The 20,769-nt window shown below is 54.5% G+C and carries 21 protein-coding genes and 1 tRNA gene; 14 read left to right on the forward strand and 8 right to left on the reverse strand.

The annotated features are described in order from the left end of the window. Positions 1 to 4: 4 nt before the first annotated feature. Both CDUR_RS05630 and moaA read right to left on the reverse strand, forming a co-directional pair. Positions 5 to 1,249 carry a molybdopterin molybdotransferase MoeA gene (locus CDUR_RS05630; protein WP_179417461.1) on the reverse strand — a complete coding sequence of 415 codons (1,245 nt, stop codon included), beginning with the start codon at positions 1,247 to 1,249 and terminating at the stop codon, positions 5 to 7. 57 nt (positions 1,250 to 1,306) lie between these two features. Further along, positions 1,307 to 2,365 (reverse strand): GTP 3',8-cyclase MoaA, encoded by a 1,059-nt coding sequence (gene moaA, locus CDUR_RS05635; protein WP_179417462.1) that lies wholly within the window; start codon positions 2,363 to 2,365, stop codon positions 1,307 to 1,309. A gap of 199 nt (positions 2,366 to 2,564) precedes the next feature. Here moaA and CDUR_RS05640 point away from each other — a divergent pair, with 199 nt between their 5' ends. Continuing rightward, the gene (locus CDUR_RS05640; RefSeq protein ID WP_233452911.1) at positions 2,565 to 2,912 is read left to right on the forward strand and encodes a VOC family protein; all 348 of its coding nucleotides are present in this window, start codon (positions 2,565 to 2,567) and stop codon (positions 2,910 to 2,912) included. Between the two features lie 77 nt (positions 2,913 to 2,989). Here CDUR_RS05640 and CDUR_RS05645 read toward each other — a convergent pair whose 3' ends face one another. Next, a complete protein-coding gene (locus CDUR_RS05645; RefSeq protein WP_179417464.1) occupies positions 2,990 to 3,280 on the reverse strand; it encodes a hypothetical protein in 291 nt (96 codons plus the stop codon). A gap of 318 nt (positions 3,281 to 3,598) precedes the next feature. On the opposite strand from CDUR_RS05645, the gene CDUR_RS05650 reads away from it, so the two are divergent. Together CDUR_RS05650 and CDUR_RS05655 are read left to right on the forward strand one after the other, a co-directional pair. After that, entirely contained in the window at positions 3,599 to 4,795 is a 1,197-nt protein-coding gene (locus tag CDUR_RS05650) for a multidrug effflux MFS transporter (RefSeq protein WP_179417465.1), read from the forward strand. 235 nt (positions 4,796 to 5,030) lie between these two features. Continuing rightward, entirely contained in the window at positions 5,031 to 5,525 is a 495-nt protein-coding gene (locus tag CDUR_RS05655; RefSeq protein ID WP_179417466.1) for a MogA/MoaB family molybdenum cofactor biosynthesis protein, read from the forward strand. A 28-nt stretch (positions 5,526 to 5,553) separates the two neighbouring features. Here CDUR_RS05655 and CDUR_RS05660 read toward each other — a convergent pair whose 3' ends face one another. Then, entirely contained in the window at positions 5,554 to 5,811 is a 258-nt protein-coding gene (locus tag CDUR_RS05660) for a DUF2249 domain-containing protein (RefSeq protein ID WP_179417467.1), read from the reverse strand. 261 nt (positions 5,812 to 6,072) lie between these two features. Between CDUR_RS05660 and CDUR_RS05665 the strand changes: the two genes are divergently transcribed. The 3 genes from CDUR_RS05665 (at position 6,073) to CDUR_RS05675 (ending at position 8,632) form a co-directional block, all read left to right on the forward strand. Beyond that, positions 6,073 to 6,148: transfer RNA gene (locus tag CDUR_RS05665), tRNA-Glu, on the forward strand. Positions 6,149 to 6,579: 431 nt separating this feature from the next. Further along, positions 6,580 to 7,455 (forward strand): alpha/beta hydrolase family protein, encoded by an 876-nt coding sequence (locus CDUR_RS05670; protein ID WP_233453007.1) that lies wholly within the window; start codon positions 6,580 to 6,582, stop codon positions 7,453 to 7,455. A gap of 400 nt (positions 7,456 to 7,855) precedes the next feature. Then, on the forward strand, positions 7,856 to 8,632 hold the full coding sequence (locus CDUR_RS05675; RefSeq protein WP_218865405.1) for a CDP-alcohol phosphatidyltransferase family protein: 777 nt from the start codon (positions 7,856 to 7,858) through the stop codon (positions 8,630 to 8,632). Between the two features lie 124 nt (positions 8,633 to 8,756). Here CDUR_RS05675 and CDUR_RS05680 read toward each other — a convergent pair whose 3' ends face one another. After that, positions 8,757 to 9,722 (reverse strand): hypothetical protein, encoded by a 966-nt coding sequence (locus CDUR_RS05680; protein WP_179417470.1) that lies wholly within the window; start codon positions 9,720 to 9,722, stop codon positions 8,757 to 8,759. Positions 9,723 to 10,290: 568 nt separating this feature from the next. On the opposite strand from CDUR_RS05680, the gene CDUR_RS05685 reads away from it, so the two are divergent. Next, positions 10,291 to 10,641: a hypothetical protein gene (locus CDUR_RS05685; RefSeq protein ID WP_179417471.1), complete on the forward strand. Its 351-nt coding sequence runs from the start codon at positions 10,291 to 10,293 to the stop codon at positions 10,639 to 10,641. Positions 10,642 to 10,997: 356 nt separating this feature from the next. Then, complete coding sequence (locus CDUR_RS05690; protein WP_179417472.1) at positions 10,998 to 11,477, forward strand: methyltransferase family protein; 480 nt, start codon at positions 10,998 to 11,000, stop codon at positions 11,475 to 11,477. On the opposite strand, the gene CDUR_RS05695 is transcribed toward CDUR_RS05690, so the two are convergent. After that, positions 11,458 to 12,807, reverse strand: coding sequence for an alpha/beta fold hydrolase (locus CDUR_RS05695; protein WP_179417473.1), 1,350 nt, complete (start codon positions 12,805 to 12,807; stop codon positions 11,458 to 11,460). The two genes, CDUR_RS05690 and CDUR_RS05695, sit on opposite strands and share 20 nt — an antisense overlap. Positions 12,808 to 12,972: 165 nt before the next feature. Then, the gene (locus CDUR_RS05700) at positions 12,973 to 13,698 is read right to left on the reverse strand and encodes an IclR family transcriptional regulator (protein WP_179417474.1); all 726 of its coding nucleotides are present in this window, start codon (positions 13,696 to 13,698) and stop codon (positions 12,973 to 12,975) included. 107 nt (positions 13,699 to 13,805) lie between these two features. Between CDUR_RS05700 and leuC the strand changes: the two genes are divergently transcribed. Next, positions 13,806 to 15,233, forward strand: a complete 1,428-nt coding sequence (gene leuC, locus CDUR_RS05705) for a 3-isopropylmalate dehydratase large subunit (RefSeq protein WP_179417475.1) — start codon at positions 13,806 to 13,808, stop codon at positions 15,231 to 15,233. Between the two features lie 31 nt (positions 15,234 to 15,264). Then, positions 15,265 to 15,852: a 3-isopropylmalate dehydratase small subunit gene (gene leuD / locus CDUR_RS05710; protein ID WP_179417476.1), complete on the forward strand. Its 588-nt coding sequence runs from the start codon at positions 15,265 to 15,267 to the stop codon at positions 15,850 to 15,852. A gap of 3 nt (positions 15,853 to 15,855) precedes the next feature. Here the strand turns inward: leuD and CDUR_RS05715 are convergent, their stop codons facing one another. Further along, positions 15,856 to 16,806, reverse strand: coding sequence for an NUDIX hydrolase (locus tag CDUR_RS05715; RefSeq protein WP_179417477.1), 951 nt, complete (start codon positions 16,804 to 16,806; stop codon positions 15,856 to 15,858). Positions 16,807 to 17,358: 552 nt separating this feature from the next. Between CDUR_RS05715 and CDUR_RS05720 the strand changes: the two genes are divergently transcribed. The 4 genes from CDUR_RS05720 to CDUR_RS05735 all read left to right on the forward strand — a co-directional run bounded on the left by CDUR_RS05720 (position 17,359) and on the right by CDUR_RS05735 (position 20,664). Beyond that, positions 17,359 to 18,000 carry a phospholipase A2 family protein gene (locus CDUR_RS05720; RefSeq protein ID WP_179417478.1) on the forward strand — a complete coding sequence of 214 codons (642 nt, stop codon included), beginning with the start codon at positions 17,359 to 17,361 and terminating at the stop codon, positions 17,998 to 18,000. A 56-nt stretch (positions 18,001 to 18,056) separates the two neighbouring features. Next, positions 18,057 to 18,434: a hypothetical protein gene (locus CDUR_RS05725; protein ID WP_179417479.1), complete on the forward strand. Its 378-nt coding sequence runs from the start codon at positions 18,057 to 18,059 to the stop codon at positions 18,432 to 18,434. Positions 18,435 to 18,528: 94 nt separating this feature from the next. Continuing rightward, a complete protein-coding gene (locus tag CDUR_RS05730) occupies positions 18,529 to 19,527 on the forward strand; it encodes an NAD(P)H-dependent glycerol-3-phosphate dehydrogenase (protein WP_179417480.1) in 999 nt (332 codons plus the stop codon). A gap of 39 nt (positions 19,528 to 19,566) precedes the next feature. Next, positions 19,567 to 20,664, forward strand: a complete 1,098-nt coding sequence (locus CDUR_RS05735) for a D-alanine--D-alanine ligase family protein (protein WP_179417481.1) — start codon at positions 19,567 to 19,569, stop codon at positions 20,662 to 20,664. The last annotated feature ends 105 nt before the right edge of the window (positions 20,665 to 20,769 follow it).

Consider the following 20,769-nt stretch of genomic DNA (forward strand, 5'->3'; position numbering starts at 1 on the left):
GAGCTTACACAAACAGAACAGCCACGGATGTGGGATCGTGAGGTTCTGATTCCGCAGGTAAAACAGCTAAACCATGAACGCCTGCGAGAGTCGCGACCATATGCGAGCCAGTGCCCCCATGTGGCAGCGTTGCGGTTGCCCCGTGTTCACCCCAGGTTAACTGGACTGGAATAAAACGCGTACGGGGGCCAGGCTGCGGAAAATCATCCGAAACGAATGCAGACACATGAGGAAGGTCCCACACAGAATGAGGCGCGGGCATACCCGCGAGAGTGTGCAGCACGGGAACCACAAACAGAAAGAAACTCACGTAAGCCGCCACCGGGTTGCCAGGAAGACACATCACCGGCGTACCGTTCCACGTGCCCAAACCCTGTGGCTTCCCCGGTTGGATGTCAACTGGGCCAAACCACATATCGGCGGTCCCGCCTACGGCGCGTACAACATCGTAGGCACCGGCTGACACGCCACCAACCGTGACTACCAGGTCAAACTCGGATGCGGCGGTATCGATCGCGGCATGCACGGCTGCGGCGTCGTCACGCACATGACGGTGGGTTGGAATAGCACCGCTGGCGTGTGCTGCAGCAACCAGCATCGGACCGTTCGAGTTGGGAATGCCCCACGCGTTGCGAGCATCTCCCACTTCATCACCCGAGGTAATCACACACACTGTGGGGCGCGGATACAGCTCCACCTGTTCAACACCAGCGGAAATAAGCGTTGCTATCACTCCGGCGTCGATACGGGTACCTGCGTGCGTGACGACATCCCCCGGCTGGACGTGCTCACCACGGTACCGGATGTGCGCGCGGTGGGGGTTGTAGTCCTTCACTGTGACGGTTGTTGGCATCACGTCATTGCGTGCATCAGTGTTTTCAATGGGGATGACGTATAGTTCATCATCTTTGGTGTCGGGATCTTCGGGTACAGGCGCGCCGGTCATAATGCGTACGGCATGGCCCGCAGGTACTGGAACTGGGGGACTACCTGCCGGAATGTCACCGCTGACGGGGAATGTCCACGGTCCATCACCAGCAAGATCAGTACTGCGAACCAGAAAACCATCCATGGCTGAATTGGTAAATGGTGGAATGGCTGCAGCACTCATAACATCTCGGGCCACTACGATGCCATGATGATCATTCAAGTCTCTGGTGCTTACCTGAGCGGTGTGCTGAAGCGGTGCAACAAGTGCAAGAGCAGCCTGTAGATGTTCATCCATGGTGCGTCGATGCTGTTCACCCATGAGACCTCCGTGGTGTAAAAGAGATGTTGATGCTGTTGAGCATAGTTGGTGTTGAGCTTAGCCACCGATAGCTGACATGGGGCGGTGTGGCTGAACAAACGAAGGATCATCAATGCCGTGACCAGCGGGTTTGAGCCACATCGCTGCTGCCCATGCCTCGGCTATCTCATTGTCTGATCGGCCTTGGCGAAGAAGATCCCGCAACGAGGTTTCAGTTTGAGAAAACAAGCAGCTCCGCACAGCGCCGTCAGATGTAAGCCGCGTACGGTCGCACGCACCACAAAAAGGACGGGTCACCGAAGCGATGATGCCAATCTTGCCGTGCATGTCCCCATCAGAAATCCTCCACATGGTTGCGGGGGCTGCACTGTGAGCTGTCTCCTCTGTTGTGTCAGGGGTCAGGTCAAACTTGGTCGAGATGACGTCAATAATGTCCTGGGCTGTGACCATAGCCGAACGATCCCACTGGTCGCGCGGCCCCAGGGGCATCTGTTCAATGAAGCGCAGTTCCACATTTTCGTATAGCCCGAATTCTGCGAGCGGAAGAATGTCGTCTTCATTGACACCCGGCATGATCACGCTGTTGATCTTCACGGGGGAGAGGTCGGCGTTGATGGCAGCCTCAATACCTGCGATAACGTCCTTGAAACGATCCCGCCGAGTCAGAAGCGAAAAATGCTCAGGGTTGAGAGTGTCCAGGGAAATATTCACGCGATCAAGCCCAGCGTCTTTCAGCTGTGTTGCTTTGCGGTGTAGTCCAATGCCGTTGGTTGTCAGAGCGGTGCTTACCGGCTTGCCCTCGTCTGTATGAAGCTGCTTCACCGTATGGATCAGTTGGTCAAGCGACTTCTTGAGTAGCGGTTCGCCGCCAGTGAAACGAACCTGGCGGATGCCGAGCAGTTGGACCCCAATTGTTACAAGGCGAATGATCTCCTCGTCGGTGAGCAGTTGCTCAGAAGGGGTCCACTCCAACCCTTGTGCAGGCATGCAATATGTGCACCGAAGATTGCAGCGGTCCGTCAAAGAAACCCGCAGGTCTCGTGCTATGCGCCCATAGCGATCCTTCAGCAGGAGCAGCGGTGTGGCATGCGGCAAAGAATGTGTCGTAGCGCTCATCAGCTTCCATGATATATGTTACGGAATGGAGTGGTGAAGTGGGCATGCGGTGAGGCTGCTGGGTGTCACAGGGGCCAGGGTACTGGGTGCAGGTTACTAGGTGCAGAGTACTAAGCGGGGGCGGGATAACAGGTAGTGATCTGTTTCCTCTTATCTCTGATAGAAACCAGATCGTCTATTTTTATATATAATGGCGGATATGGGTAGGGTAAATAACCATATTGACTACGTAGAATTTCCAGCCAAAGATATTGGGGAATTAAAAAAGGTAAAAGAGTTTTTTGGCGAAGTATTTGACTGGTCATACACAATGTATGGCGACGACTATGCGGATACGTCAGACAGTGAAATGAGAAGCGGCATCAATGCCGAAAACCCAACGCCAACGCCTCTTACCGTTATTTATGTCTCAGACTTGCAGGAGGCGTATAATAAAGTGAAAATTGCTGGCGGTACGATCACAAAAGAGATTTTTGATTTTCAAGGCGGTAAGCGTTTTCATTTTCAAGATCCGGCTGGCAATAATCTTGCTGCCTGGTCGGAGTAATGTAGATATGTGTAAATAAATGGAAAGCCACCCCGATGTACGGCGAAATCGGGGTGGCTTTCTATCTGCAGATGCTTTTAGTTAGCGTGCGGCTGGAGGGAAAGTGTGGCAAAGTAAAGGGGTTCAAGTATGCCATGGTAAGCGGCCGCCAGAACGCTCAAGTAGAATTTACTAGGAGCTGATTCCCGCTCGATTGGATCATTGCTGGAAAGGCCATGAACACCCTGCATGAAGGCATCGGAGCTTGATGGTACGTTGCCAATCTTCTCGGGGGTCCCAATTTCTTGGGCGTTGGCGGTGCCGTTGGCTGCAATGACGGTGGCGGTTGCTAGGGCAATAGCTCCGGTGACGAATCTACGACGAATCATGAGAACTCCTTGTGTGATGAAAACGTGTGACGGTATATCCGAAGTCCTGCTGTGGGCGGGGCTTCTGAGCTGCACCGTAGCAGCAGCGCTTTGATAGGTAATATCATCACGTGTGCTGCTTTTCGTGGTGTATATGGCGAAAACGCTGGTGGAGCATGGTCGCGCCAAAGTATTATGAACTGAATAAAACGTTCAAGTAGGAATGGTGCAGGTGATTGAGCGGGCACCTGAACCGGCGCGGCGTCGATAAGGATATATTTTTTGTGTGACCCCCGCGGCGTTACATACAACCTCAACCAACAAAGGCTTAAAACCGCCATGTCTTCAACGAAAACCAGCGTGTCGCTCCTGGCTATCCTCGGTGCACTGATGGCTATGACCTCCATTGCTATCGATATTTACCTGCCTGCGATGCCTGTGATGGAGGAAAAACTTGGTGGCGACGCCGAATTGGCCATCACTGGTTTCCTGCTGGGGTTTGCTATTGCGCAGCTATTGTGGGGACCAATCAGTGACCGTGTCGGGCGGAAAATACCTCTTTTCATTGGCATGGTGCTGTTTATTATTGGTTCCATAAGTTGTGCGCTTTCGACAAACATGACAGAAGTGGTGTTGTGGCGTATTTTCCAGGCGATCGGGGCGTGCGTGGGGCCGATATTGTCGCGAGCAATGATTCGCGACATGTATGGCGCGACCAAAGCTGCGCAAACAATGTCCACACTGATGATGATTATGGCCGTTGCTCCCATTGCCGGACCTTTTGTTGGCGGGGGATTACTGGCCGTGGGAACATGGCAACTGATTTTCTGGGCCATGGCAATCGTCGGTGTCATGATGTTTGCAGCGTTGTTTTTCCTGCCGGAAACACTGCCAAAGGAAACCCGTGCACCGCAGTCCTTCCTTCACACATTCGGTAACTACGGTAACTTGCTGAAAAACGGGCGTTACATGCGGTACACGCTCTGTGTTACTGCTTTTTACGTTGCTGTCTACGCTTTTGTCAGTGGGTCTCCATCGGTCTACATCACGCATTTTGGGATTCCCGAACAGTACTTTGGACTATTTTTTGGCATCAATATCCTTGGCGTGACCATGGTCAGTGCTCTGAACCGTCGCCTGCTGCGCACATATACCCTTGACGTGCTTATTCGGAGGTCGCTAGCTGTGGCTGTCACGGCGGCTATTATCCTTGCAGCGTTGTCGTTTACGGGGATTGGTGGATTATGGGGTGTTGTTGCCCCCATGTTCTTCATTTTCAGCACAAACGGAATCATTGCAACATGCACTAATGCTGCCGCACTAAGTTCAGTCCCGACGCGCATGACGGGCGCTGCCGCTGCGCTCTTAGGGTCCCTGCAATACGGCAGCGGCGTTGTTTCCTCTGCGTTACTCGCCCTGCTTTCCGACGGCACGCCGCGCGCCATGTCAGGAATTATTGCGGTGGTCATTGTGCTCTCTGCACTGAGTATGATTGGTGCGCCGCATAAGCCGCATAAGCAGAATGTAGAGACATAATTGGAATACTGCTCTTTTGTATCGTTGGTGTGAATGCTGTAAATCGTGGCTGTATTGTCAATGGTGCCGCGAGGCGTCGATAAGCGATAGACGGTAAAAGTTACGGTGAGTTGCTAGGTATCGGCAGTGTGTGCAGTGCATGGCAGGTAGGCATGTATGGAACTCTTCGGGTAAAGTTCCTCAACAAAACAAATGCTGTTGCACAGTCCGAGCACGGCGCCGACGGGAGTGAACCATGCCGCTTAGCAAGCCCCTGACAGCAAAAATCATCATCATCTCTGACTATGTTATTGATGGTGTGCGCCCGGACGAAGTAGGTCCTGCAGCGGTCGAGCTGCTTGCCACTTTTGGCGTGGACGTTGGTGAACCCATAGCCATCCCCGAAAATAAAGAGGCCATTAGCGTGGCGCTTAAAACCACGATTGAGCAGGGTTACGACATTATTATTACCGCAGGCGGGGTCGGCTTGAAACCCAATAATCTTACTCCCGAAGCCACACGGCCTTTTCTCGATGCGGAACTGCCCGGCATTGCCACACAAGTTTTGCTTGAAGGCATAAAAAATGGTTCCCACGCGGGGCTTGCGCGCGGGCTGGTTGGTGTGACAGGAAGAAATGACACATCCGCACTGGTTGTTAATAGCGCGGGATGCGTTGACGGCATCACCGACACCATCACCGTGATTGGCCCGCTGCTATCTGATATTTTTCAGCAACTCGGGCGAAGCTGAAACAAATCAACGTGGCGTGTGTGGCAGTTTAGGCCGTGCGGGTGAACTTGATCCGCCACACATCAGGGCCTTCTTGCAGATACTCAAGGGCAAAAGTGTCATCGCGGGCCTCAACCTCGCGAAGTAATGGCAACGGATTATGCGGTGCAATGAGAATCAGCGCATCGCCAACGTCCCGTGTGCTCAATGCGCCATGAATCGCACCGTGGCGGATCGAATGGGGAATTTGAAGAACATCCAGTTCAGGGATGTCGCCGCCGTGTGCGAGGGGAAGGTTAGAGGCCATAACGTAGTCCTTTCAACAATATGTGCCGAATGGTGCCTGTGGGAGGCAAGTACAAAATCTCACTATACGGGGATTGGGACTGTTGCGTTGATTGTTGGGCGTGTTGGGTGTCGACGTCGCGTCTGTTGACGCGCTAGTACCGGCACCGTGGTAGTGGACTCGCGGTGTGAGCTTGTGGCGTCGGTGATCATCAACGATGGGGATAGTGCATGCGATTTTTAACTTCTGTAACTGTGCTGTAGTGTTATGTCGCGTTGCTACGCCCCGTTCGTCTAGCGGCCTAGGACGCCGGCCTCTCACGCCGGTAACACGGGTTCAAATCCCGTACGGGGTACCATGATACCGCCCAACCTGCGCATAGTGCGTGCGCTGGGCGGTTTTGCGTTGAGAAGTGGGTGCGTTGGCGGGGCACTAGGTGGGGTAAGTGGTGGGGTAGGTGTGATGCAATCTGAATTGAATCGTTACAGTAATATGGTCGTGTTTTTCTGAATCGAAATATGGGGAAGTTTTGAGGGTGCTTTATGTCACTGCGTGTAATAATTGTACGTGGTGGATTGATGATTCGGTAAAGGTTTCATTACTTTTGTGTGTGGAGGTTGTTGGCGTGGCTTGGACGCAAAATTATGCGCGCTAAAATACCTGTTGGATGTGCAGTAGGGTAGTGTGGTCCCGCTCTTGAAAGGGGTCTTATTTATGAGGAAGATATGGAAAATTCTTCTCATTATAGTCGCGATACTTGTCGTATGTTTAATTGGTTTCGTGGCAACGATGATGTATTTGAATAAAAGCACCACAGGTGATGATGGTGTTGCTGCTGGGTATGCTGAAAAAATTAGTTTCAGTGGTCAATTGGAGCAGCGTTATTCTAAACCCGGTCCGTATCAGGTGGTGGAAAGTACGCAGGATGGTGGCGGTGACCCTACCAAGGAATACCACATTTATCGACCCCAGAGTGCAGATAGTGCTGGGAAAACATTCCCACTGGTCTTGATGGCTAACGGTACGAGGACTCCCTCGACGACGTACGCGCCTATTCTGGAGCATCTAGCTAGTTGGGGATTTGTTGTTGTGGGGAATGAGGATCCGAATAGTGGATCTGGGGCGTCAACATCGGCCATGCTTGATGCGATGCTGCAGATGAATGGAACGGAAAGGAGTCCCCTACGCAATATCGTGAATACCAATAAAATTGGCGTTTCTGGTCATTCACAGGGTGGTGCGGGCGCGATTAATGCGGCGACTAACTATCCTAATAGTGGTCAGTATGCTGCGCTATACACTGCTAGCGCGATTGAGAATGGAAATGCAAAACGTCTCGGATGTTCTTATGATACTTCCTCATTGAAGGCGCAGTATTTCATGATGGCTGGTACGGAAGCAAGTGATAGCTTTACTATTAGTCCACTTAAGGATTTGACGCAGAACTTTGAAGCGCCAAATGCTGGTAAACCTGGCGTTATGGCGCGTCGAGAGGGAGCTGATCATAAAGACGTTCTCGAATTTGGTGATCCGTATATGACGGCCTGGTTCCTCTGGACGCTCAGCGATGATAAAGAAGCCGAAAAAGTGTTTGCGGGTCCTGATGCTGAGCTGGCTCACAATAGCGACTGGAAGGATGTGCAGACACGGAACATGCCTAAGTAAGCACGTTCTGGCTCTGCGTAGTGTTCATCTGGTATTGGTCCTCCCATATCGCCTGAGGTGATGGCGATATGGGAGGGCCAGCTGTCTTTAGCAACGCCTGCGAGCAGGGCGCAGGCTGCGATGAAGTGAAGAGCCTTTTTATTCGCACATGTTTAATATGGGGGAGGAAAACGTTTCAAAATAAACTACTAGAGTGCCATAAGGGTGTGTGCTGCCGTTTATCGACGCCGCGTTCGCCGCACATTTGCTATAGCGTGCGGTGTGGGGCAGACTCAGTTCAGGGCTGGGCAGTCTGGCCTGCAGGATCTGACTACTTCCGTGGGGCTGTTCCCTGCGTAGATATGTGCTGAGGCTGTGAACCGCATAGACTTCCCATATGAGCTTCATCCACTGAGAGGAGATGTTTGTGTCGTCCGCGCAATATCCGGCACGGATCCGCGCTGCCGCCTGGGCAGTGCACATTTTGACCATGTCGGGACTGGTGTGGGCCAGCCTGGCCATGCTGGCCACTATCCACCGAGAGTTCACCTGGATGTGGGTCTGGCTTCTCGTTGCCCTTGTCGTCGATGGTGTGGACGGCACCTTGGCTCGGCGCGCTAAAGTGTCCGAGGTTATTCCTTGGTTTGATGGCAGCATTGTGGACATTGTTGTCGACTATCTCACCTGGACCTTCATTCCGGCTGTCTTTATGTACGTGGGTCTGGATATGGGCCCCAAGCCGGTAGCTGGTCTGCTGATGGCGCTTATTCTGACCTCGTCAATGTTCTGCTATGCCAACAAGCAGTGGAAGTCCACCGACTATTATTTTGTGGGTTTCCCGGCAGCGTGGAACATCGTGGCGTTGATGTTCTACGTGCTGGGCACTCCAGCGATTGTCAATATCATCGTCACCCTTGTGCTTGCGGTGCTTACGTTGGTGCCCACGCATTACGTTCATCCGGCGCGTGTGAAGCGTTTCCGCACTCTCAATATCGCCGCAGTGGCCTTGTGGTTCCTGGCTACCTGTTGGCTGGTGGCTATCTACCCCGAGCGACCTCTGAGTACGGTTGCCGTCATTGTTGTCTGTGGTGGGTGGGTCTTGCTCGCAGGGTGTCTGCGTTCGATTCGTGGTGCAGAGTTGGTCACGGAACCCTCTACGACGCCAGACACAGAGCCAGCCAGCTCCGACGATTCCTAGCTGCCTGGCCGAAACCACTGCCGAATAGGCCGTTAAACATCTCAGTCCGAACAACACAGCACAATAAAGCGGCCACCGATCATAAAAGTCGGGTGGCCGCTCTATCTCTTATAGGGGTGCTAGCTCAACCTGTCCGTGGGGCATGCAGGCCCTGAGCGACGGCGACATCCCGCAGCCAGCGCCCGCCCTCAAGCAGAAATGTTGCAAGGATGAGGGCGATTACTACCATGATGACCCAGCCGGGGTACCTATTGCCGTTCCCATGGCTACCTGCGAAGAAGAAGTACACGTACGGCGCTATGAAGGTGATGAGGGTGACCAGCAGGCCGGTGAAGCGGGTGCGGCGTCGTTGGCCCGCCACCATCGCCATGATGCCCCAGGTGTAGGGCACAGCGGTAACAATGTCGATGGTCCACAGCACGAAGGGGTTGCCACGAAATCCTGGGGCGAAAGTCGCTGGCAGTGCCCGTAACGAGGAATAGATGAACACCACCGAGTAGGCAAGGAATTTCGGGTTGTGCAGAAGACGGACTACGTCGGCCCGAGGCACCAGGCTCACTCCGGCTTCACGTAGAGCGCTCAGGGTGTGTTGGGAGACCCGCAACGGGTCTGTACCTTCCAGAACGGTGCGTAGATAACCGATCTGCTCAGGGGTGCCGTCGGCCCACTCGTACAGGAGTTGCCGCGGGCTGACGGCGACCACAACAGTGTCGTTGTCCTCGCTATCGTGCACGGAAGCGATATGAACAAGTTCCTTGCCCAGGATCTCTCGCAGCTGGGCGAGCTGCTCGGGGGTCACTTCACTCAGCCACAGGTGTTGCCCGTGTTCTACGGCTAAGGACAGCGCGTGTCCCAGCGCCCAGCCATGCTCGTCGGGGGTCAGTAGTTCCTTGGAGTTGGAGACGTGGGCAAGTTCGGGGACATCGGCGACATTGAAACGTGTCAGGTCGCCAACCCTATCGACTTCCGCCACTGTCCGCAGGACCTCAGGGTCTAGGACGTGGCGTTGCACAATAGGTAGCTCGATGACGGAGCGCAGGGCTAGCAAGTTCATCATCGAGGAACGGAAAGTACGAGTGTTTTCAGGCATTGATTCGAGTTTAAAGGAGCAGGTTGAAGTTTGATGAATTCTGTACACCGACGCGGCTGATGGCTGTGTCGCTGCTTATCGACGTCGCGCCTACCGCACGTTTGCTGCAAAGTTGGCACGGGGATACCGTATAAGCATGTGTGCTACTTTTGAGCTTACTGGGGAAAGGAAAATCAATAAGCAGGGGGTCCGTCTTTATCGTATTCGGGCGACACGGGATATTGCTGCTCGTGGTGTTCGTGCGGGCGACCTTGGTGGATGGGTAAGTTCTACGCATACGACGACGGGGGAACTCCGCATTGCCAAGGATGCCTGGGTGTCGCATGAGGCTGAAATATTCGAAGATGCATGCGTTACTGATAGTGCGCGTGTGGGTGGGCACGCGCGGGTTTGCGGTCACACAATGATTTCTGGATATGCCAGAGTGTATGGCTGGTCGCGAGTGTATGGCCGCGCACACGTCTTTCAGACAGCGGTGGTGGATGGCAATGCGAGAGTGGGTGGTAACGCTCGCGTGTTGGGAGCGGCCCATATTCATGATCACGTCCAGGTACGAGGAGAAGCATGCGTGGCAGGAGAGGCTTCGCTTTATGACCGCGTATGTGTTGGCGATCAGGCGCGCATATCCGGGTCGGCTTACTTATGTGGGCGTGCTGTTATTGCGGGCAATGCCGCTATTGCTGAGGATGCACATTTCCAAGTATTTGAGACACTTGAGACCTTTGAAGATAGTGTCGAGCTTATCCGCACGGCTCTTCCCAATGGTGAGTATGGTACGCAGGTGCGAATTGGAACGTGGATAGGTGATATTGGTTCTGTTGTTGATCAACTGTTCTTGTGCTGGCAACGGCATCAGCATGCGCGGTGCTCACAATCAGAATGGATGGAACGTGCCCTTCAGATCCGATCAAGGTGTTAGAAAAGGTGATCTTGGTGGATGGGTGAGCTCGAAATATTTGAATGATGGCACCATTCGGATTAGTGGGGAAGCGTGGGTTGCGGGCGATGCCATAGTGAAAGAAAACGCGCGAGTTGAGGGTAATGCTTGCGTAAAAGACAATGCCGTTGTCGCTGGTAGTGTTCGTGTTTCGCGCTGTGCAGTGGTTGAAAAAGGCGCAATGATATGGGGGACTATAGAGGTAACAGATTGGGCACGCGTTGGCGGCAGCGCGCGGATTTGGCTGATTCTATGGTGAAAACCTGGAACGTATGGGCGGGCTAGTAAACGTGCTTATATCTCGGCATTCTGGTACCAGTGTCAACTATTATGGCGCTATGCCCCGTAGACGATTGTTAACAGCACTACCGGACATTACTCTCATTTGCTCTGTGCTGGTTGCGGTCGCTTTCGACGTATTCATTCCATTGGTGATCTTGTACTCTGCGATGTGGCTAAAGGTGCTGGCTTGTGGTGCGATCGCCGTGCTGATCGTCCTGGGTGTGGGCATATTACGGAATCTTCGGTCGGCGGGAGCGACAACCAATGCGGGTGATGCTCCTGGTGTTCTGATCACTACTGGGTATTATTCGCGTTCGCGGAACCCGTACTACCTGGTGTGCCTACTCCTGCTGGGTGCTGTGGCGTTTGCGCTGGGTAGCGTCAGTGCGTTTGTTGCTCCCATCATCTACTTCATAGTCATGAACGTTGTGGTCATCCCTGCAGAGGAACGCATTCTGCACCATAGGTTTGGCAGTGAGTATGACGATTACACGCATCGTACTCACCGCTGGTTGTCTATTTATTCTCGCTCATGAAGTCTTTGAAGTCTTGCTCGCGCTGGTAGTTGGGCATGGGGGCTGGCGTTTCCTCAATGAAGGAGCGGATAGCCTCAAATGCGCGGCTCGGTTTCCCAGCAGATGCTGTTTCGAGAACGTGGTGCCCTAAACCGGTGAAGTAGTGGACGCGTTCCATCGCCGGATAGGCTGTCTCAAAGGCTAGTTGGGTGCGGCGATTAACGTAGGTGCATTCTCCGATAAGCAACATTCCAGGCGTAGGGTTGTTACTAAAAGCGTTCATATCGAAATTATAATTTTTGTAATTATTTACCTGAACGTTTGCTTTCAAGTTCATGCGAAGCCCATCTTTTTCCGTTATCGGCGGTAGTGAATCCCGATCATCGGGGCATACGCTGCTTTGCGAATGCATATTAAGTTCCTTAGTGCCCATAAGGTTGGTTGCCTCTTCTTGGGTTATGAAGTTGTTTGCTGTCGGCATAAGGAAGAAGCCTAGTAAGACTCGCGGCCTTACCAGCAATGACATGTTGCTTTCTTGTTGTTTTTCACCGACGCTTTGCTTTATGGGATTGTCTTTCCCTGCTTGGGGAATGTGATCGTTCAGGTATTTTTCGCTTTGTTCAAGGTCAAGTGGCAATCCTCCCGGTTCAGCAAACACAGCTTTGGCAACGCGGGGTGAAATACGGGGATCCGCTAATGCTGAGGCTAAAAGCGTGCTGCCGTAGGATTGCCCGACCATAATCACCTTGTCGTTGGGGATCTTCTCTAGCACGGCGGCGAGATCGTCGATGTTGCGTTGATGGGAATATTGTTGGGCAGGGATGAAGTCGCTGCGGCCACTACCTACCTGGTCATAAAGGTAGGTGTCGTATCCGAGTGAGGTGAATTGGTTGAAGAAAGTCACGTCAGAGTGGGAAACAGAACCGCCAGGTCCGCCGTGAAGGAAGAGTAGTGCGGGTTTTTCTTTGGCGGCCTCACCGCCGTTGAGGTGGTAGTAGGCGATGTTACTTCCAGTGGGTAGGTTCCGGTGACGTGTGGGTGTTTCAGGAAAGTCTTCACTGGCTGCCACTGTTGTTGGCGCGCTCGGAATGCACAAGTATCCGCTGAACCCAATAGGAAGTAGTGCCATGACAATAAGGATGACGGTGCGAATGCTTTTTATGTCCCGTTTGCGCATGCCTAGCCATGCAATCGCTACTGTGGTCAGTAGTGCCACCACAAATCCTGCCCAGCCGTTCCAGAGCCCATTGCTGAGAAGAATTCCAACGTAGAATGCAAGGGGTGGGACGACCACAATATAGGGCCAGGGGCTGTATATAATTCTTTTTACAACTGCCACTATCTTATGCATCGCTATATCCTTATAATTTTTTGTTAAAAATTTTGATGCCTATGATATGTGCTTATGATATGTGCCTAATTGATTCTCCGCTAGAGGCTTATCTCCCCTTTTTGGAATAGAGCCTGCTCTACCCGCCGCGCTGTGCTTATGGCAATTCCATGTAACCACAGTATTTTATAGCGCGGCCCCAAGATTTTTCGCGGCGTCGATAAGCTCGGTCGCCCAGCGTGCACCAGGGTGGGGGCGGAGTCGTTCGGCGGGGCCGGATATGGAGAGTACGGCGACGATGCTCCCGGTGTGGTCAAAAACGGGGGCGGAAAGGCTAGCAAGCCCGGGTTCGCGTTCGCTGACGGATTCGGCGTAACCGGTGCTGCGAACACGTTGAAGGGTGGCAGGGGTGAATGCGGCGTCGGCAAGAATGGAGTCTCGAAGAGTGGGCGGTGCGTAAGCCATGAAGACGTGCGCGGAGGAACCTGCGGTGAGCGGCATGCGGGATCCGACGGGGACGGTGTTTTGCAGCCCGGACGGGGGTTCTTTGCTCGCGATGCAGGTACGGGACGTTCCGGTGAGGCGGTAGAGCTGCACGGACTCCCCGGTGCGCTGCATGAGTGCATTCATGATGGGGGTGGCGGCGTCGATGAGCGTGTCAGAGCTGCCAGATCCGAGTGAGGTGAGTGCGCTGCCAATGCTCCAGCGTCCGTCGGCGGTGCGGCTCAGCATGCGGTGCGTTTCCAAGGCTGTGGCCAGTCTGTGTGCGGTCGCGCGGGGCAGTTTGGTGGCCTGGCAGAGTTCGGCGAGGGAGCGTGGTTGGTCGGCGATGGTGGTGAGGATGAGCACTGCCCTATCGAGAACTTTGATGCCGCTTCCTGAGGCCGCGTCCGGTGCGTTATACTGTCCCATGACACGATACTAACATCTCATGGAATGAGAATTCTAGAATATTTCTAGAACAATTTTTGCTATTGAGATGGACTCACTTTTTAACCCAGATACCGAGGTGACTTCCCATGACCAGCCCCATGGATCATCTGACAATGGCCGAGAAGGTGTGGAACAACCACATTGTTCTCAAAGGAGACAACGGCGAACCGGATTTGATCTACATTGACCTGCAGCTTCTGCACGAAGTCACCTCGCCTCAGGCGTTTGACGGACTGCGGTTGGCAGGACGCGCTTTACGACGCCCCGACCTCACCCTGGCCACAGAAGACCACAACGTCCCCACTGAAGGTATCAAAACTGGTGCCATCACGGAGATTAATGACCTCATTTCCCGCACCCAAGTGGAAACCCTGCGCAAAAATGCTGAAGAATTTGGTGTCCGTATCCATCCCATGGGCGATGTTGAACAGGGTATTGTGCATGTTGTCGGCCCGCAGCTGGGGCTGACCCAGCCTGGTATGACCGTGGTCTGTGGCGATTCCCACACCGCCACACACGGCGCGTTCGGTGCCATCGCCTTCGGTATTGGCACCTCCGAGGTGGAGCATGTGATGGCCACCCAAACGCTGCCGCTGAAACCGTTCAAAACTATGGCCATCAACGTGTCCGGCGAGCTGCCTGACGGGGTCACAGCGAAGGATCTGATTTTGGCCATTATCGCCAAGATTGGTACCGGCGGCGGCCAGGGGCACATTATTGAGTACCGTGGCGAAGCCATTGAAAAACTGTCCATGGAAGCCCGCATGACCATCTGCAACATGTCCATTGAGGCGGGCGCCCGTGCTGGCATGATCGCCCCCGACGAGGTGACCTTCAACTACCTCAAAGACCGTCCGCACGCGCCGCAGGGTGCCGACTGGGATGCCGCAGTGGAGTATTGGAAGAGCCTGCGTACCGACGACGGCGCAGTATTCGACACTGTGGTAGACATTGACGGATCCGCCCTCACCCCGTTTGTTACCTGGGGAACTAACCCCGGCCAGGGTGTGCCGCTCGGCGCATCAGTACCGTACCCCGACGAGTTCGCCGAAGAATCCGCACGCGCCGCCGCAGAAAAAGCCCTGGACTACATGGGTCTCACACCGGGAACTCCCCTGCGGGAGATTCCGATTGACACCGTGTTTGTCGGTTCCTGTACCAACGGCCGCATCGAAGATATGCGCGCCGCTGCCGAAGTGCTCAAAGGCCGTACCATCGCCGATTCCGTACGGATGCTCGTGGTTCCTGGCTCCGCCCGCGTGCGCGAACAAGCAGAGTCTGAGGGGCTGGACGACATCTTCACCGCCGCAGGAGCAGAATGGCGCCAGCCTGGATGTTCCATGTGCCTGGGAATGAACCCGGACCAGCTGAAACCGGGGGAGCGCAGCGCCTCTACCTCCAACCGCAACTTTGAGGGCCGTCAAGGAAAAGGTGGGCGCACGCACCTGGTGTCACCGCACGTCGCGGCAGCCACCGCCGTTGTCGGACATCTGGCATCGCCTGCAGATCTTTAGAGTGGATTTTGAGAGTAAAGGACAAGCACTGATGGATAAGTTCACTACCCACGCGGGCGTTGGTGTGCCGCTGAAGCGCTCCAACGTGGACACTGACCAGATTATTCCCGCCGTCTACCTTAAGCGTGTGACCCGCACCGGCTTCGAGGATGGCCTATTCTCCGGCTGGCGCCAAGACCCCGATTTTGTGCTCAACCAAGACGCCTTCAAAAACGGCTCCATTTTGGTGGCGGGCCCCGACTTTGGTACCGGCTCCTCCCGCGAACACGCCGTCTGGGCACTCATGGACTACGGTTTCCGCGTGGTGTTCTCCTCACGGTTCGCCGACATTTTCCGAGGCAACTCCGGAAAGTCGGGACTGCTTGCGGCACTAATGGAGGCATCCGACATTGAGCTTCTGTGGAAGCTGATGGAGGAAACACCCGGCCTGGAACTCACGGTTGACCTGGAAAAGCGCACCGTCTCTGCGGGCGAGTACATCCTGCCTTTTGAAGTGGATGATTACACCCGCTGGCGCCTCATGGAGGGCTTGGACGATATTAGCCTCACCCTCCGCAACGAGGACGCCATCAAAGAATTTGAGGAGAAGCGCCCGAGCTTCATGCCCACCACCATGTAGGTACTACTTCACCGGCAGCGGGCTCTCCAGGTAGTCCGCGCCGATGAGTTCGCTTTTGCCAAAGGTCAGCACCCAGGTGGAGGCTTTCTTGCTGGGAAACGACGCCGCGTCATGCCCTGCGTCCTCAGCACCGGTCAGCAAGGCAAGCATCCCTGGAATGATGGTGCCCTGCGCAACGACAACTACGGTTTCACCGGGTTTCACCAGTTCCATCAGGGCCTCCCGCGCCGTGCGTGGCGAATCCACCCAGGCGGCATCCCCCAGCAGAGGGTTTACCTGAACGGTGACCCCCAGGGCGTCGGCAAGTGGCTGTGCCGTGGACCGGCAGCGGTCGGGAAGCGCCGAATATACCTTGTCTGGGTGATACGCGGCGAGCATTGGTGCCAGTGCCTCGGCCTGCTTGCGGCCCTTCTTATCCAGTGGACGAGTGTCATCAGCACCGGGTGCACCGGACCACGTGGCAGCGCTGTGGGCATGCGCGTGTCGAACGTACAGAATCCGTGCGGTTGGTTCAGTGGTGATTAGCTCCGCTGCCTGGGTCACCACGCCTCGATCCACATCATAAGTGAGTAGGCTTTTCGCCTCCTCGACGCTCACCCAGCGCAGCTCATCCACCTCCTCATTCGGGGTAAACGTGCCCTCTAGGACCTCGGCCGTCCAATAAAACACCACCTTGGTGCGATCTTTCACCGGGTAACTGACGTGCCCCAACAGCGCGCCCAATTGCGCCGAGTAGCCGGTTTCCTCCAGAATTTCCCGCGCCGCCGTCATCGGAAGCGACTCACCCGGATCCAGCTTGCCTTTCGGCAAAGACCAATCGTCATAAAACGGGCGGTGCGCCACAGCAATCTCATGGTGTTCACCTGACTTACGCCACAGCACCGCCCCCGCCGCGAACGTGGGGCGCACAAAACCCTCCAGAACCTCCCGCGTAATGGCCTGAGTATGCACCATGATGCGACCTTTCTCCTGCAACAACGAATTCCCTACATTCTAAGCCACCTGCCGCTTATCCACCGCATATCTGCTTATCGACGCCCCGTGATCAGTTGCGGTTGTGCGTTGGGTTCTGTGGGGATGCCGGTGCTCAGTGATCTTCCTTTTGGCATCCTGTTGCACATCGGAACCGTGGAACATGGCCCTATTGCCGGGATGGACCCGAGCTACTATCTGAATCTAGCGTTGAATCAATTTTATGCAGATTTTTTCGTTATCTCGATGGAAACTATATCGGTTTCAATAATGCGTATATCTTTTAAACTACCGAGGTTATTGTAGCTGATGTTATGGCATGTGTGCGCTGCGACGATAATGGCTATATCGCTGCGTATGCTCAACCTCTTGATAGCGGTGGCTGAGGTGTAATCCATAGGTCTGATATTCAAGTTTGCTCCGACGTGTAGTTGTACATAATTTTCTACCCCTATCCTTTGTTGGTGTGCGTTGATACCGTCCCTGCTGAGGGGGTGATGCCCACAAAGCACGACGAGGAAGGGTGAGTAGATAATGAGAATGCCGCTGGGAGTGGAACAGGGAAAAACACTACTAACAAGGGTAACGCTTGTGGTTGCTTCGGCTGCCGCTACCTTTGCTTTTATGCCGACATCGGCAGCAGCTCCGACAGGTCAAGGCGAGCAAAGGCAGGTAGCCGCAACGCAAGATTCCCATGAGACTGTCGATTTATACGGTAAGCAAGTAGACCGTGACGTCGCAGAAAACCTCAAAAAATATGCGCAAGAAAACAACCTGGACTTGGAGGCGGAGTTCAAGGAAAAGCCGGTAACACAAGACCCCAACGCTATCGAAGAAGATCGTGGAGGAGTCGAAGTACCTGATGGGTACGTGTACGATCCAAGCCGTGGAGCGCTCCACGACTATTGCACAAATTCTCCAGACCAGTTTCCGGCACCTGGGGTGAATGCGGACTTCTCTGGGGCCTGCGCTATTCATGACATGTGCTATGAGAAGGATTATGGAAATGCTGACGCTATGGTTGCTTGTGACACTGCGTTTCTGAAGAACCTCAGAACGGTTTGCAAAGCTGTATATACATCGGCTTTAGACCCGCGGCTTTCCGGTTGTTTAAACACAGCTGATACGTACTACAAGGCAGTAGTTGCTGTTCATCCAAAAAACTACTTCCGATGAAAAATATGGGAAGTGTTCAACCGAAGTAGGTAAATCCCTGGAAGGGAGTGAAAAGAATGTCTGTTGCTAAGCGCATGGGTATGTTCGGCCTGTTAGGCGTGATCGGCATTATTGTTGCCTTTGGTGGGGCTGCCTTGGCGCGCAATAATGGTCTTGATTTTGTATCGCCAATAATGCAAGTGCTCTTTATTGTCGCTCTTTCATCGGTATGTGCGGCACTGTGGACGCCTCTGTTGAGCAAAGTACCCAGTCGTATTTTTGTGCCACTTGCGGCACTAGCTGCTGTGGTATCGGTGATCTGCTTCTACATGATGAGGCAGGAAGCGAATGAGCCGGTAATCTTCTCCCCATGGCTTCTCGGCTATCCATTGTTGGGATTGTCGCTGTGCGCTATTGCACAGCGATTCAGCACAAGGACAGACAACAATACATAGGTAGCTACTATGTGAAGCAGCGTAACCCAACCCCACCAATCCGACCCGCACATTAGAGTGGGAGGTAAATGTTGCTACAAACGTGGGAGTGTCCATGGTTAAGGTTGCCGTGATGGGTGCGGGTTCGTGGGGAACCACCCTGGCCAAGGTTTTTGCGGACGCAGGCAATAGCGTTGTGCTGTGGGTGCGCAAGGAGGCCGTAGCCAGGAAGATTCAGATCAGCCGGGAGAATGAGAAGTATCTGCCGGGCCTGATTCTTCCTCGGGGGATTGCCGCCACGTCGGACCCGCTGGTGGCGTTGTCGGACGCGGATATTGTTGTGTTGGCAGTACCATCGCAGACGCTGCGTGAGAACCTGGCCCGCTGGAAGGACGACATTCCGGCGGATGCAACTTTGGTGAGTTTGGCCAAGGGCATTGAACGGGATACGCATTTACGCATGACGCAGGTGGTCGCAGAGGTTGCTCAGGTGGATCCGAGCCGTATCGCAGTGTTGTCTGGCCCGAACTTAGCCCGCGAGGTGGCGCTGGAGCAGCCCGCCGCGACGGTGATTGCGTGTACGGATGAGGAGCGCGCGAAGCAGGTGCAGGCTGCGGTTGCAGCCCCATATTTTAGGCCGTATACGAATGTGGATGTGATTGGCTGTGAGATTGGCGGCGCGTGTAAGAACGTGATTGCGCTGGCCTGCGGTATGGCGACGGGCAAGGGGCTCGGCGAGAATACGTTGGCATCGTTGATCACCCGCGGTTTGGTGGAGATTTCGCGCCTGGGTGAGGCGCTGGGGGCGGATGTGAGAACGTTTTCGGGTCTCGCCGGGATGGGTGACTTGGTGGCTACGTGTTCGTCGCCGCTGTCGCGTAATCGTAGTTTTGGTCAGCGGCTTGGCCGAGGTGATTCCTTGGATCAGGCTCGTCACGCTACCCATGGACAGGTGGCGGAGGGCGTGGTGTCGTCGCAGTCGATTTTTGATTTGGCAACTAAGACGGGCGTCGATATGCCGTTGACCCAGGCCGTGTACATGGTGTGCCACAAGGGGATGAGCGTGGATGACATGATTACGGCATTGATGGGGCGTTCCAAGAAAGCTGAGTAAGAAAGCCGAGTTAGGTAGGACAGGGTAGGATTTTTCTTCATGAGCACTACTGGTAGCCCCACTGATCGTATTCGCGTCGCCGTCATTTATGGCGGCCGGAGTTCTGAGCATTCTGTGTCGTGTGTGTCGGCTGGGGCGGTGATGGCGCACCTCGACACTAACAAGTACGAGGTCATCCCCGTCGGCATTTCGTTGGATGGTGCGTGGATGGTGGGGGAATCGGATCCAGAGAAGCTGACTATCGCTGATCGCACGTTGCCAAAGGTGGAGCCGCGTGATCAGGTTCGTCTATCCATCGATCCTTCTCATAGGGGTGAGTTCCGCTATATTTCTGGCCACCACACGGGTGAGTTGTATGCGACAGCTGATGTGGTGTTCCCGGTGCTGCATGGCCGTTTCGGTGAGGACGGCACCATTCAGGGCTTCTTCGAGCTGTCCAGTGTTCCGTTTGTCGGCGCGGGTGTGCTGGCCTCCGCCAATGCTGTTGATAAGGAGTTCACTAAGAAACTGCTGGCCGCCGAAGGTCTGCCGGTGGCACGCGAGGTGATTTTACGACGCCGCGCCGAACTCACCGAACAGGAGAAAGACCTGCTGGGTCTTCCCGTATTTGTCAAACCCGCCCGCGGTGGTTCCTCCATCGGTGTGTCTAAGGTGACCTCGTGGGATGATTTTCCCGCCGCCGCCGAGTTGGCGCTCCAACATGATGAGAAGGTGCTGGTGGAGTCTGAGGTTGTTGGCGCTGAGGTCGAGTGCGGTGTGCTGCAATACCCGGACGGCAGTGTGGTTGCTTCCGTTCCCGCGCAGCTCATGGGCACCGGTGACGGCGATGAGGGATTCTACGGTTTTGACACCAAGTACCTCGACGACATTGTCACTGCCCAGATACCCGCCCCGCTTGACGATGCCACCACGGAACTGATTTCTTCTCTTGCCATTGAGGCATTCCACGCACTTGATGGCGAGGGTCTGGCCCGCGTTGATTTCTTTGTCACTGACAATGGACCCGTGGTCAACGAGGTCAACACCATGCCCGGTTTCACCCCCATCTCCATGTACCCACAGGTGTTCGCGGCCTCTGGTGTGCCGTACGAAGACCTCCTGGATATCATGATTCAGCGTGCACTCAGCGACCAATGATTGCAGATGATCTTGCCGCGTTTCTGGCACGCAGGGAACCTATTTTTCACAACCCAGAGGTGATCTGGGACGAGGCTTCCTTCGATGCGGAAATCGCATCGGATT

Origin of the sequence: Corynebacterium durum (assembly GCF_030408675.1) — a bacterium.
In the GTDB taxonomy this organism is placed as follows: Bacteria; Actinomycetota; Actinomycetes; order Mycobacteriales; family Mycobacteriaceae; genus Corynebacterium; species Corynebacterium durum.

Bases quoted from the DNA above. Each gene is read 5' to 3' on its own strand.
- CDUR_RS05680 (WP_179417470.1), bottom strand. From the start codon at position 9,722: ATGCCTGAAAACACTCGTACTTTCCGTTCCTCGATGATGAACTTGCTA.
- CDUR_RS05640 (WP_233452911.1), top strand. From the start codon at position 2,565: ATGGGTAGGGTAAATAACCATATTGACTACGTAGAATTTCCAGCCAAA.
- CDUR_RS05720 (WP_179417478.1), top strand. From the start codon at position 17,359: ATGAGAATGCCGCTGGGAGTGGAACAGGGAAAAACACTACTAACAAGG.
- CDUR_RS05700 (WP_179417474.1), bottom strand. From the start codon at position 13,698: ATGGGACAGTATAACGCACCGGACGCGGCCTCAGGAAGCGGCATCAAA.
- CDUR_RS05670 (WP_233453007.1), top strand. From the start codon at position 6,580: ATGATGTATTTGAATAAAAGCACCACAGGTGATGATGGTGTTGCTGCT.
- CDUR_RS05660 (WP_179417467.1), bottom strand. From the start codon at position 5,811: ATGGCCTCTAACCTTCCCCTCGCACACGGCGGCGACATCCCTGAACTG.
- leuD (WP_179417476.1), top strand. From the start codon at position 15,265: ATGGATAAGTTCACTACCCACGCGGGCGTTGGTGTGCCGCTGAAGCGC.
- CDUR_RS05645 (WP_179417464.1), bottom strand. From the start codon at position 3,280: ATGATTCGTCGTAGATTCGTCACCGGAGCTATTGCCCTAGCAACCGCC.
- CDUR_RS05690 (WP_179417472.1), top strand. From the start codon at position 10,998: ATGCCCCGTAGACGATTGTTAACAGCACTACCGGACATTACTCTCATT.
- CDUR_RS05650 (WP_179417465.1), top strand. From the start codon at position 3,599: ATGTCTTCAACGAAAACCAGCGTGTCGCTCCTGGCTATCCTCGGTGCA.
- CDUR_RS05675 (WP_218865405.1), top strand. From the start codon at position 7,856: ATGTTTGTGTCGTCCGCGCAATATCCGGCACGGATCCGCGCTGCCGCC.
- CDUR_RS05695 (WP_179417473.1), bottom strand. From the start codon at position 12,807: ATGCATAAGATAGTGGCAGTTGTAAAAAGAATTATATACAGCCCCTGG.
- CDUR_RS05655 (WP_179417466.1), top strand. From the start codon at position 5,031: ATGCCGCTTAGCAAGCCCCTGACAGCAAAAATCATCATCATCTCTGAC.
- CDUR_RS05735 (WP_179417481.1), top strand. From the start codon at position 19,567: ATGAGCACTACTGGTAGCCCCACTGATCGTATTCGCGTCGCCGTCATT.
- leuC (WP_179417475.1), top strand. From the start codon at position 13,806: ATGACCAGCCCCATGGATCATCTGACAATGGCCGAGAAGGTGTGGAAC.
- CDUR_RS05715 (WP_179417477.1), bottom strand. From the start codon at position 16,806: ATGGTGCATACTCAGGCCATTACGCGGGAGGTTCTGGAGGGTTTTGTG.
- CDUR_RS05730 (WP_179417480.1), top strand. From the start codon at position 18,529: ATGGTTAAGGTTGCCGTGATGGGTGCGGGTTCGTGGGGAACCACCCTG.
- CDUR_RS05630 (WP_179417461.1), bottom strand. From the start codon at position 1,249: ATGGGTGAACAGCATCGACGCACCATGGATGAACATCTACAGGCTGCT.
- moaA (WP_179417462.1), bottom strand. From the start codon at position 2,365: ATGAGCGCTACGACACATTCTTTGCCGCATGCCACACCGCTGCTCCTG.
- CDUR_RS05725 (WP_179417479.1), top strand. From the start codon at position 18,057: ATGTCTGTTGCTAAGCGCATGGGTATGTTCGGCCTGTTAGGCGTGATC.